An 11491-nucleotide genomic window follows, 5' to 3' on the forward strand; every position below is an offset into this window, starting at 1 on the left:
TATTCCGATTATTGGTAATGTCAGCGCTGCGCCTTTGACTTCTCCCGAACAGGTGCGTGCTGATTTGCAGGCACAGCTTACGGCACGGGTGCGTTGGACGGAGAGCATTCAATATTTACGCGTTCAGGGCGTGGATACGTTTATTGAACTGGGCAGTGGCGAGGTGTTGTCGGGCCTGGTGAAGCGTATTGACCGCAAGACCACGCGCATCGCTCTGGGGGTTCCGGAAGATTTTGAGAAAATTGAGTAAGCCGCAAGTCTATGCAGTTACTGCGGTATAATAAGCCAATCTTGCAAGGAGAATTATGTCGATTTTTGCACAATCATTTGAAGACCAGGTTGCCATTGTTACGGGTGGGTCGCGCGGTATTGGAAAAGCCATTGCCAGCCTGTTAGCTATGGGCGGTGCCGATGTGGTAATTGTTGGCCGCGGTATCGAGCAGGCGCAGGTCACGGCTGATGAAATTGCGGCTGCCAGCGGGCAAAAAATAATTGCGTATGCGCTGGATGTTGCAGATTTTGATCTAGCCCAACAAATGGCGCAGCAAATAAAGGCAGATTTTGGCCGGATTGATATCTTGGTCAATAATGCAGGTATTACACGGGATAATATCATCATGCGCCTGGATGAATCCGACTGGGATGATGTGCTCGATATTAACCTGAAAGGTACATTTAATTGCTCGAAAGCTGTTATTCGCACAATGATGAAACAGCGTTATGGCCGTATTATCAATATTACTTCTGTATCGGGGCAGGCCGGGCAGGTTGGGCAGACGAATTATTCGGCTGCCAAAGCCGGAATGATTGGCCTGACGAAAGCGCTGGCGCGCGAGGTAGCTTCGCGTAATATTACCGTCAATGCGGTTGCCCCGGGATTTATCCCAACTACCCTGACCGAAGATTTGCCCGCAGAATTGGTCGAGCAAATTTTGAGCGTCACGCCGATGGGGCGTATGGGGACGCCCGAAGAAGTTGCTTTTGCGGCTGTATTTTTGGCTTCACAACAGGCCTCGTATATTACCGGTCAGGTGATCGGTGTAGACGGTGGCATGGTAATGATGTAAAAGAGAGAAAATAATATGTCTACTACCTCAACTCGTCCCCCTGGAAAAACAACGGTTGCCACCAGTGTCTTGTTAACGATTGCTGGTTTAACGACTTTAAAAGTTGAAGGGGTCAGCCGTATGTGCCCTCTCCCCGGTGGTGTGAATCGCCTGTTTCAAAAGGGCGATTACCGGGATGGTGTCCATATCAAAATTGAAGATGACCGCGTGTTTGCCGATCTGTATGTGGTGTTGCAGCATGATGTGAATATTCGTGATATGAGCCGCAATATTCAACAGGCGGTGCAGCGCGCCTTTTCCGAAATGGTTGGTATGGAAGTTGGCCGGATCAACGTGCATATTGAGAATATTGATTACCCATTTCTTGAAGAAGGTATTGCTGAGGAATTGGATATCGAATGAAGCCGCGTACCCGCGCCCGAGGCATTGCGCTGCAAGTTCTCTTCGAAGCAGATTTGGTTAGTCATCCCCTGGGCACAGCCATTAAATATCGCCTGGAAGATGCCAATCTCGACGAGCGGCTGGCTGAATTTTCGGCCAATATTGCTCGAAGCGTATGGCCGATCAAAGATCAGTTAGATGCTTTTATTGCCGAGCATGCTCCAGAGTGGCCACTGGAGCAGGTTGCAATTATTGACCGCAATATTCTACGCATCGCGCTTTGGGAACTTGCCGTTAGCAGTGAAACCCCCGTAAAAGTAGCCATTAATGAGGCGGTTGAATTGGCAAAAATGTATGGCTCAGAAAGCAGCCCGCGTTTTGTCAATGGTGTGTTGGGAAGTTTGGCGGCGCGTCAGAATGAACTGCGCCAGTCTTTGGCTGCATCAATTTTAGATAAAAAACCGCAAGGGCAGTAGCGAAACGAAAAATATGGATATTCTTGGCATTGGCCCATTAGAAATTATTTTCATACTAATCATCGCATTGGTTATTTTTGGCCCCAACGATCTGATTGAGGCAGGCAAAAGCGCCGGGACATTTTTGCGCAAAATTGTGAAATCTCCTGAGTGGAGTACCCTTCGGAACGCATCCAAAGAAGTGCGCAATTTGCCCAACCGTCTAATGCGCGAGGCGGGGATGGATGAGCTTGAGAATGAGATTGGTAGTATCAAACCCCCGAATGTAAATTTCTCAAAAAGTGCTATCGACAAAGAAATTTCTACCTGGGTAACACCACCGTCCATAAAACCGGCTGAAGTTGCTTCGGCAGAACAAACGCCATCGACTCCCGAAGTTATGTCTCCCTCTGTTGATAAATCTGCCTCCCAGTCTGAAAGCTGAACCTATGCCCCGTTTCTTTAAAAATTTCCGCGCTTTCTTCGTTGCTGAACCGGAAGACGCCCCTTTGCCTGATACGTTTGCAAAAGTTGTTGAACATCCTGGAGGTGTACTGGAACATCTTGATGCTCTGCGCAAACATCTTTTTCGCGCGATCGTTGTGCTGGCGCTTACCACCGCGGTTTCTTTTGTATTCATTCAAGATTTATTAGCCTGGCTGACACAGCCTATCGGCGGGCTGGAGGCGCTTCAGGCGATTGAAGTCACAGAGCCGTTGGGGGTTGCCATGCGCGTGGCTTTGCTATCCGGTTTCGTTGTTGCCATGCCATATATTGTTTTTGAATTGTGGGTATTCGCAGGGCCGGGCCTAAAACGCAGCGCCCGTTTGCGTGGCCTTTTGGCGATCCCTATGGTCGTTATTTTCTTTCTAGCTGGGATGGCTTTTGCTTATTATATTATGTTGCCAGCCGCGTTGCCCTTTTTGCTGAATTTTTTGGGCATTCCTGCGGCAGTACGTCCGGCTTCTTATATCCGCTTTTCTACGGGATTAATGTTCTGGATTGGGATGGCTTTCCAATTTCCGTTGGTTATTTTTGCCCTCGCCAGTATGGGGCTGGTTCGCGCCCGCGCCCTGGCGGTTCACTGGCGCATCGCAGTGATATTGATCGCCGTGCTGTCTGCCGCGATCACGCCCACAATTGACCCGGTCAATATGGGGTTGGTGATGGGGCCAATGATCTTGCTCTATTTTCTGAGTATCGGGTTGGCCTTTTTAGCGCAGGGACGCCGTGCGAAAGAAGAAAACTAAATGAATTAGATGACCTGGTATTCAACTGGGTCATTTTTTTTGGATAATATGGTCAACCGCCTCAAGGGGCGGATCAAACTAATCTCTAGGAGGAAGCTGCATTATGAGACCTGTGTATGCTATTTCGGGGGGAGTATCCAAGTTTGCCAAGTCGCGTCCTGACAAAACTTTCGCAGCGATTGTCAAAGAAGCCTATGATTATGCCATTCACGATATCGACCTGGATTTTCCAACATTCACGCGTCTGGTGGATGGCTCGGTAGCTTCATATTTCTCCGATCACTTTACGCGCCAGTTGATGGCCGCCATCATGGCCCAGGATTATCTGGGACTGCTCCCCAAACCCAGCCATCGTGTGGAAGGCGGCGGAGCAACTGGCGGATTATGTTTTCAGGAAGCCTGGAAATCAATTGCCAGCGGGCACATGGATATTTGTGTGGCCTACGGCTTTGAAACTATGAGCCATGTGGAAACCTGGAAGGGGAATGAGTTTATTGCCCTGGCCTCCGATATTTCATTTGATTATCCTGTGGGTGGGTTCTATTCGGGGTACTACGCCATGATGGTCACACGCCATATGAAAGAATTTGGCACTACCGTGGAACAAATGGCGCATGTCAGCGTGAAGAACCACATAAACGCTTATCACAATCCCTATGCCCAGAAACGTAATCGCTATACTATTGAAGATGTTCGCAATGCGCCGATGGTGGCCTGGCCGTTGACCCGCCTGGATATTTGTGTGATGTCCGATGGCGCCGCCGCGACAATCCTGGTTTCTGAAGAAGGCCTGAAAAAACTCGAAGATGCCGGAGCACGGATCGCCCGCCCGTTGGTCAAAGTGACTGGCATTGGACGCGGCACCGATGCGATGCGCATGGCGGATCGCCCGCATGTCGATTTTGATGATTTCATCGCTAATTACGCCACCCCGCAAGAAAAAAATTCCGATGAAACCCTGGCCTATTACAAAGAACTTTGGGCCCATGGCACGCGCTATCCGGGTGTGCACTCTTTCCGCGCCGGACGTTCAGCAGGGAATATGGCCTATAAACATGCCGGGATTTACGATCCGCTCACGGAACTGGATTTTGTTGAATTGCACGATGCCTACACATCCAGCGAAATTCAAACCTACGAAGACCTGGGGCTTTGCCGTTACGGCGAAGGTGGCGCTTTTGCGGCCTCGGGTAAAGCTTTTATGTCGGGAGTGGATTATGGCCTCAATTTGCCAGATGATCCCATCTGCCCGGTCAACCCCTCTGGCGGTTTGATCGCTTGCGGTCATCCTGTAGGGGCTACAGGATTGATGCAGGCTGTCTTTGCCATCTGGCAATTGCAGGGCAGCGTTGACAAACATTTTGGCGATGCCACCTTGCAGCTTAAAGACCCGCAGCGCGGCGCTATCCATAGCCATGCTGGGACGGGGACGTATGTATCCGTGAGTGTTCTCGAACGCGAGGCAGGCAATTAGGAACGGAGAGATGATGATGTCTACAATCCCCTCAAAACGCGAAGAAACCCTGGGTGGGTATATCGTTCATAATATCCCCTTCCCGGTAGAAACCAATCCCGAAGCGCTGGCCTGGCTCAAGCAGATGGCGCCCATTCAAATTGAACAACCGTATCAGATTACGTACTTGCACTCCTATGCGCAAGATAGCCCCTGGTTTGCAGGCTTGACCAACAAGAAATTACTGGCGAATCAGGATGCCGAAAGCGGCTACACCTATGCTACGCCGCGCGGGCATGATATGTATACCGGTGCAGAAACGCACTGGATTGACATCACCGACCGCAAGGCCGAAATACACGCTTTCACCGTCTGCCACTTTGGCTCTGAAGAGTTCCTTCCGGATACGCCTTTTGTCCTGGCGTTGATCGAATTCGAGGAGGTCAACACCTTGCTGCTCACCCGCATCGTGGGCATTGATCCGATGCAAGCCTCGCTGGATTGGATTGGTATGCAAGTTGCCCCCCAATTCTTGCGCAATAGCAAACTCAAACCCACCGACGTATATTTTGTGCCGGTGTAAAACATAAAAGGGGGAACTGCTCAGGTTGACGCCTTCGCAGGAAACAGGCCGCAAAAAAGGGCATGGTCTCACAGTTACACTCTTTTTTGCGGCTTATCCTCTTTGTGGGAATACAACTTGCATCTGTCTTGAACTGTGTCTGCTCATCAAGCTCCTGTCAAATCTCATAATCTTGGCCCGCTGATCGTAACCTATCGCGATCGTCCGTTGTTGTGGCGCGATCTTTTTGCGCTGTTTGTACCCGCCACGTTGGCAAGCTTGTTGCCGTTGCTCTATGGTTTTATGCGCAGCCTGTATGCCCAGGCCAATTACGGCCCGCTGGCGGCACGCGCCTGGAGCCGACCGTGGTATGCACTGGCACTGATTGCCGCAGTTCCTTTGCTGCTTCTAGCGCTGCGCCGCGTGCGTCAGTCGCATCGGCGGGTGGCGCTGCACAAAAACGGCATCCGGATTGAATGGACAGGCGGTCAGCGGCATATTTTTTTGTGGGAACAATTACGCGGCCTGAGTTGCTCCACGATTGAAAATCGCTTTCTTGGAGTTCAACTTGGCACGCGTTATCAGATGGTATTTTTCCCGTACGCGGGTGTTGCACTGCAGATAGATGACCACCTTCAGAATTTGCCGGATTTAATGGCCCGCGTGAAGGCAAAATTGCACCCGCGCTGGCTCCCCCAGATGCGGGCTGCCCTCCAGCGGGGCGAGACGCTCTCCTTTGGGGTGGTTTCTGTTCATCAAGGCGGGATTCGCCTTCGGGGGCGGGAAATCCCCTGGGCGCAGGTATCACACCTGAGCGTCGTCCGCGGGCATCTGGTGGTAGAATCCAGCCTTATGCGTCGCGTCAAAATCCCGGTTCACAAAATCCCGAATGTCGAACTGCTCATCCAACTGCTCCAAGAAGGGGTGATTTTATGAAGTTCAGCACGCTCCGCTCGATGGCCGTACTTTTATTGCTGCTGCTGATTGCAGGCTGCCAGCTTGTGCTGCCGACGCCTGTCGCGCAGCCGAGTACAACGCCCGCGCAAGCTGGAATTGGCGCAGATATGGCACTGGTGACATTTTTTGTCGAAGTGCCCCCCGATACTCCCGTCGATCAACCAGTTTTGTTAAGTGTGCTTGACGAAGTCACCGGCCTGGCATTGAACGCGCAGCGTTACCCGATGGAGCGCGTGGATGAAACGCATTATGTGGTGGGGTTGCCGCTGTCGTTGGGGACGGTGGTAAAGTATCGTTATTCCCGCCAGGGGAATGTGCTCGGCGAAGAGCATGCCAGTGATGGCCGTGCGGTGCGCTATCGTTTGTATGTCGTCAATGCCCCCGGTGATGTGTATGACGTGGTCGCGCGTTGGAATGATACCCGCTCCAGCGATCAGCCAACCGGACGCATTACTGGAACCGTGCGCGCTGCCGAGACCGATACGCCCCTGGCCGGATTACTGGTAACGGCTGGCGGTATGCACGCGCTGACCAATAGCGAAGGCCATTTTCTATTTGAGGGTTTGTTACCCGGCACGCACAACCTTGTGGTGTACCCTCTGGATGGCGCGTACAGCACCTTCCAGCAGGGGGCTTTTGTGGCCGCTGAATCCAACACACCCGCCGAAATTACACTGACCCCTTCCGCGTATGTTGATGTAACCTTTTTACTTCACGTCCCCGAAGATACACCGCCTGTGGTGCCGCTGCGTATTGCGGGGAATTTATTGCAGCTCGGCAATACGTTTGCTGATCTTTCCGGCGGGATGAGTGTGTTGGCCTCGCGTATGCCGGTACTCACGTATCTCTCTGGAAATACGTATGGCATTATTCTTTCACTGCCAGTGGGCGCCGATGTGCGTTACAAGTACACGCTTGGAGATGGTTTCTGGAATAGTGAACGCAGCCCCGATGGTTCTTTTGTGGTGCGGCAGTTGGTGGTGCCGTCGGGCGGCATCGAGATTGAAGAAAGCGTTGAAACCTGGCAAGCCGGGGAGGCCGCGCCGATTACCTTTGATATTATTGTCCCCGAATTGACCCCGATGGACGAGGGTGTTTCGATCCAGTTTCACCCCTACGGTTGGACTGAGCCGCTGCGGATGTGGCATTTGGGTGGGCAGCGCTGGGCTTATATTCTGTACAGCCCGCTCGACCTGATTGATCAGCTTGGCTACCGTTATTGCCGCGCCGATCAGTGCGGTCATGCCGATGACGAACGCACGCCAGGGGTCTTTACATCCGGTCAGATTATCGAAACCAGCCTCGATCCACAGGGTTTGCCCGATGTGGTTGAAGAGTGGCGCTGGTTGTACCCCGAACTTCCCGAAGTTGGTATGGTCGAAGCCTCACCCGCGGCGCGCGGCGCGGGTTTCCTCGCCGGAATCGAGATGCAAACCTTTTACCAACCTTCGCTGGCTCCCTATGTGCCCAATGCACTGGACGAGATTGCTCAGCGGGGTGCCAATTGGGTGATTTATACTCCCAGTTGGACCTTTACGCGTTCGGACCCCCCGGTGCTGGAACTGGTCACCGGGCAGGATATTTTATGGCCTGAGATGGTGACAATGGTCGAACAGGCCAGCGAACGCGACCTGAGTGTAGCTCTGCGCCCTGTGCCGCGTTTCCCCACTGCGGTGGATGTGTGGTGGAGTACGACGCCGCGCGATTTTTCGTTTTGGGTTTCGTTTTTCGACCAATATCGTGCCTTCGCATTACATCATGCCGATTTGGCGCAGCGCAGCGGCGCGCAGATGCTTATCCTCGGCGGCGACTGGATGGCCCCGGCGTTGCCCGGTGGAACCCTGGCAGATGGTACAACCTCCAATCTTCCGCAAGACGCCAATCAACGCTATCAGGCGCTAATTGCCGAAATTCGGACGCGTTTTGATGGCACGCTGGCCTGGGCGCTGCCGTTTGATGAAAATCTCACTTCGCCACCCGAGTTTTTGAATGCAGTCGATCAGATTTATGTGCTCTGGTCTGCGCCCCTGGATGATGAGGCGGATGTTGCTACCGAAGCTTTGCAAGCCGAGGCAGCGCGCCTGATTGAAACGGATATGAAAGCCCTGCAAACCACAACTGGTGGCAAACCCATTATCATCAGTATGGCTTATCCCTCGGTTGAAGGGGCGTTTACCGGCTGTTTGCCCGATCCCTTTGTAGAATGCCTCTCCCCTGAAGCATTGAATTATCCTGCTCCCGACGTTCCCTTGCTGATCGTCAACTTTGTCGAGCAGGCTAAAGCATATGATGCTGTCTTGGCAGCGATTAACCAATCTCGCTGGATCAACGGTGTTGTTTCGCGCGGCTACTACATCCCCGCTGTGCTGCAAGATAAATCAACCTCTGTGCATGGCAAACCGGCTGAGGCTGTGCTGCAATATTGGTATGGGCAATTCTTGGGGGTAGAATAGAGATGCTAGTGCATCGTTAGGTCGAACAGAAAGATGCCGAAAAAAGGGGTTTGCGTGGGGACGTCCGCCCCACGCAAACCCCTTTTTTCGAAATTCTCACTGCGAAGGCGTTCGCCTGAGCAGTTACAACAAATCAATGATTGCCCAAATCCAATGGCCCTTTGAGGGGATCGTCGGCTACGGGGGTCATCCCGGCTTCTTTGAGTTGGGCGCGCAATTTGATGATGACTTGCTTGAGTTCGGCCATGCGCACCTCGCGCCCGGTCATGGCGCTGACCAGGATTTGTAATTCGCTCGTTCGGTCTTCAACGCGTTCCTCTAATTCACTGGCAAGTTGTTTATAGCGTTGCTCACTCTCCTGCAAGGCTTCTGCGGCGCGTTTGCGTTGTGAAATATCGCGTGTAATCCCGATAAATCCGCTGGGTTGCCCGGAAGCGTCCACAACCGGAGTCGATACAACTTCTACATCTATCCAGTGACCATCTTTATGCCGCATTTGATAGTGCATGGGCTGGATGGTGTGTTCGCTGCCGTTGGTAAGCCGGTTTTGAATTACGGTCTGCATCAGTGCTCTGCCTGCTTCCGTCAATAAATCACTGGCTTTGATGTTAAGGGCTTCTTCTACTGTATAGCCAAATACACGTTCTATGGCCGGGCTGCAGTAGGTAAATTGTGTGTCGAGATTCATTTGCCAAACGATATCCTTGGCGCGTTCGGTAATCAGTCGATAGCGTTCGTCGCTGATACGTAAAGCATTTTCGGTATTTTTTCGTGTGCGCACTTCCGATTGCAATTCAGTTAGCGATTGCTGAAGTTGCAGCGCCATGGTATCGAAGGATGTTGACAAATTATCAATTTCAGCAATATGAGTGCCAGGTGTCTCGGGTTCCCATTTACCTTGCGCGAGCGCCTGGGCAGACTTGTTGAGATTTTGGATCGGGATGGTTATCCAGCGGGCAGTTTGAATTCCAGCAATCAGTGTAATAACAAATGTGGCACTGATGAGGATGAGCGTAGTCAGGTTGTTTTGCTGGATCTGTCCCATAAAATCGGCCTCGGGGATCACCACCACAATCAACCAATCGATGCCATATGCATCGCTCAAACGTGATACCTGAACAAAAAAACGACTTTCATTCAGCGTATATTCCAAATGTGCCTCTTGCGGGATATTGTCGTAATCCCCATACTGGGCTTTGAGAAATTCTGCTGTAGAACGAATTATCGGTATTTGGCTTTCATCTGCTGATAAACGACTCTCAATATCCAGACTGGTAAACAGTTTTTCATCGGCGGACGATGCCACTAACAGCCCCGAGCGTTCAATGATAAAACCCTGCCCGGTTTTTCCAATTTTCAATTCTTTCAGGAATGCGCTGATATGCGATGCAAATATATCAATTGAAGTTACACCTAATAGGTTCTGATTTTTATCATAAACAGGTGCGCTGGCAGCAATTGCCAGGTCTTGACCGGTGAAGAGGATGTACATATCGCTCCAGGTCGGACCTTTTTTATCCATAGCGCCCAAAAACCAGGGTCGCGTGCGCGCATCGAAATAATCTAGAGCTACCAGCGTATCGCCGCGTTCACCTGAGCGAGTGGTGGCATATTTATGCCAGGGGCCATCGGAAGATTCTTCGGTAGTTGTAATATAAAAAGAACCATCCGCGCCTTCTCGCCCCGCGCCCACCATGCCGCCTTCCGCATAACCAAAATAAATGCTGGTTACGGTTTCAAAGTAGTGAATTTGATTAGAGAAATAGCTTTCCAGTATAGCTGGATCATTAATATTGACGCCACCATTTTGAATGGCACTGGTATTTTGCTGAATAATTCGCTGAGGCGTTTCCAGAAAAACTTCTAAATGGTCCAGTATCCGGGTGGTAATTTCATTGCGTAATTGGTTGGCAACATCATTGACGGCGCTGCGTCCGTTCTGATTCGATAAATATCCAACCAGCCCAATCGACAGGGTGGTAATGAGTAGAAAAGGAATCAGGAAAAGAGTCTGTAAAGAAATTTTTGGGGTTTTGAATGAATTCATGGTCGTTTTCATCGCGAGAATGGAGTCCTGGTTTATAATTCTCAGAAGCCACTATTTGCACACTGGGTGATTGCCATGCGCCGAACGAAAATCTTGCTCACAATCATAACACTTTTCTTTTTGTTGTCCTTGTCTTGTTCGCTTCCACAACGGATATTCGTGGGCCAGACTCCCCAGACGCTACCCACCCTGAGTTCCGCTTCGCCATCCCCAAATCCAATTATTACCAGCACACCCGAACCTGAGCCAGTCTGGCAGCTTGGACATCGTCAGCAAATAGCGGATTTGCCGGAGTATCGCTTTCAGATGTTGGTGGAATACCCGTATATTGAGGATAGCCAGCAACCCGAGGCTGTGGGCTTTAACGGGCTGATGAACGCCTTCGTGCAGGAAGAGATTCGCTCGGCCCAATCCTGGGTCACAAATCCCGATGCGCTGGATGGCTTCGATGCTTTTTCCGAAGTTTATTACTCGCTGCCCTCCGCACTGGGCTGGGGGCAAGAACTCGAAAATGCCGATCCGCTCAATGATGGTCACCCCTTGGATGCTCCTCTGGTTGTGTTCGACGCCGGAGCGCCGATTCTGAGTGTACTTTTTGTGAACTATCATTATCTGGGCGGAGCACACCCAAACTCATATCATCGTGCTATCAACTATGATCTTGCGCGCGCCCAGCCGCTCGCTTTGGACGATCTTTTCCAACCCGATGCACTTTATCTGGAGCGTATCTCCGCGTATTGCATCGACACGCTGACTACCGAGATGGAATTCTATGATATTTGGGAAGCTGGCGCGGCTCCAACGACGGAGAATTTTGGGTAGTGTTGCAAGGTAAGTGATTAGTGATAAACTAAGGAGATGATTCA

General features: G+C 51.4%; 12 protein-coding genes. 11 read left to right on the forward strand and 1 reads right to left on the reverse strand.

All coding sequences use genetic code 11. The annotated features are described in order from the left end of the window. The 10 genes from HN413_14060 to HN413_14105 all read left to right on the forward strand — a co-directional run. Positions 1 to 250: ACP S-malonyltransferase (locus tag HN413_14060; protein MBT3391521.1), on the forward strand; the 250-nt coding region annotated here is incomplete at its 5' end. 55 nt (positions 251 to 305) lie between these two features. Beyond that, positions 306 to 1067 carry a 3-oxoacyl-[acyl-carrier-protein] reductase gene (gene fabG, locus HN413_14065; protein MBT3391522.1) on the forward strand — a complete coding sequence of 254 codons (762 nt, stop codon included), beginning with the start codon at positions 306 to 308 and terminating at the stop codon, positions 1065 to 1067. Positions 1068 to 1082: 15 nt separating this feature from the next. Then, positions 1083 to 1469: an Asp23/Gls24 family envelope stress response protein gene (locus HN413_14070; protein MBT3391523.1), complete on the forward strand. Its 387-nt coding sequence runs from the start codon at positions 1083 to 1085 to the stop codon at positions 1467 to 1469. Further along, a complete protein-coding gene (nusB, locus tag HN413_14075) occupies positions 1466 to 1924 on the forward strand; it encodes a transcription antitermination factor NusB (GenBank protein ID MBT3391524.1) in 459 nt (152 codons plus the stop codon). Before HN413_14070 ends, nusB begins: the two co-directional genes overlap by 4 nt. Before the next feature lie 13 nt (positions 1925 to 1937). Then, the gene (locus HN413_14080; protein MBT3391525.1) at positions 1938 to 2348 is read left to right on the forward strand and encodes a hypothetical protein; all 411 of its coding nucleotides are present in this window, start codon (positions 1938 to 1940) and stop codon (positions 2346 to 2348) included. 4 nt (positions 2349 to 2352) lie between these two features. Beyond that, the gene (gene tatC / locus HN413_14085) at positions 2353 to 3153 is read left to right on the forward strand and encodes a twin-arginine translocase subunit TatC (protein ID MBT3391526.1); all 801 of its coding nucleotides are present in this window, start codon (positions 2353 to 2355) and stop codon (positions 3151 to 3153) included. A 103-nt stretch (positions 3154 to 3256) separates the two neighbouring features. Beyond that, complete coding sequence (locus tag HN413_14090) at positions 3257 to 4627, forward strand: thiolase domain-containing protein (GenBank protein MBT3391527.1); 1371 nt, start codon at positions 3257 to 3259, stop codon at positions 4625 to 4627. A gap of 124 nt (positions 4628 to 4751) precedes the next feature. Further along, positions 4752 to 5189: a nucleotide-binding protein gene (locus HN413_14095; GenBank protein ID MBT3391528.1), complete on the forward strand. Its 438-nt coding sequence runs from the start codon at positions 4752 to 4754 to the stop codon at positions 5187 to 5189. 135 nt (positions 5190 to 5324) lie between these two features. Beyond that, on the forward strand, positions 5325 to 6104 hold the full coding sequence (locus HN413_14100; GenBank protein MBT3391529.1) for a hypothetical protein: 780 nt from the start codon (positions 5325 to 5327) through the stop codon (positions 6102 to 6104). Next, positions 6101 to 8578: a carboxypeptidase regulatory-like domain-containing protein gene (locus HN413_14105; protein ID MBT3391530.1), complete on the forward strand. Its 2478-nt coding sequence runs from the start codon at positions 6101 to 6103 to the stop codon at positions 8576 to 8578. Before HN413_14100 ends, HN413_14105 begins: the two co-directional genes overlap by 4 nt. A gap of 133 nt (positions 8579 to 8711) precedes the next feature. Here HN413_14105 and HN413_14110 read toward each other — a convergent pair whose 3' ends face one another. Continuing rightward, positions 8712 to 10625, reverse strand: a complete 1914-nt coding sequence (locus HN413_14110) for a PAS domain S-box protein (GenBank protein ID MBT3391531.1) — start codon at positions 10623 to 10625, stop codon at positions 8712 to 8714. Between the two features lie 75 nt (positions 10626 to 10700). Here HN413_14110 and HN413_14115 point away from each other — a divergent pair, with 75 nt between their 5' ends. Next, positions 10701 to 11447 carry a hypothetical protein gene (locus HN413_14115; protein ID MBT3391532.1) on the forward strand — a complete coding sequence of 249 codons (747 nt, stop codon included), beginning with the start codon at positions 10701 to 10703 and terminating at the stop codon, positions 11445 to 11447. Positions 11448 to 11491 lie beyond the last annotated feature (44 nt).

The sequence above is a fragment of the Chloroflexota bacterium genome (genome assembly GCA_018648225.1).
Classification (GTDB): domain Bacteria; phylum Chloroflexota; class Anaerolineae; order Anaerolineales; family UBA11858; genus NIOZ-UU35.

What these genes read in the sequence shown, in the direction of transcription:
- fabG (MBT3391522.1), top strand. Translation starts at nt 306, where the DNA reads ATGTCGATTTTTGCACAATCATTTGAAGACCAGGTTGCCATTGTTACG.
- nusB (MBT3391524.1), top strand. Translation starts at nt 1,466, where the DNA reads ATGAAGCCGCGTACCCGCGCCCGAGGCATTGCGCTGCAAGTTCTCTTC.
- HN413_14115 (MBT3391532.1), top strand. Translation starts at nt 10,701, where the DNA reads ATGCGCCGAACGAAAATCTTGCTCACAATCATAACACTTTTCTTTTTG.
- HN413_14080 (MBT3391525.1), top strand. Translation starts at nt 1,938, where the DNA reads ATGGATATTCTTGGCATTGGCCCATTAGAAATTATTTTCATACTAATC.
- HN413_14070 (MBT3391523.1), top strand. Translation starts at nt 1,083, where the DNA reads ATGTCTACTACCTCAACTCGTCCCCCTGGAAAAACAACGGTTGCCACC.
- HN413_14105 (MBT3391530.1), top strand. Translation starts at nt 6,101, where the DNA reads ATGAAGTTCAGCACGCTCCGCTCGATGGCCGTACTTTTATTGCTGCTG.
- HN413_14110 (MBT3391531.1), bottom strand. Translation starts at nt 10,625, where the DNA reads ATGAATTCATTCAAAACCCCAAAAATTTCTTTACAGACTCTTTTCCTG.
- HN413_14090 (MBT3391527.1), top strand. Translation starts at nt 3,257, where the DNA reads ATGAGACCTGTGTATGCTATTTCGGGGGGAGTATCCAAGTTTGCCAAG.
- tatC (MBT3391526.1), top strand. Translation starts at nt 2,353, where the DNA reads ATGCCCCGTTTCTTTAAAAATTTCCGCGCTTTCTTCGTTGCTGAACCG.
- HN413_14095 (MBT3391528.1), top strand. Translation starts at nt 4,752, where the DNA reads ATGGCGCCCATTCAAATTGAACAACCGTATCAGATTACGTACTTGCAC.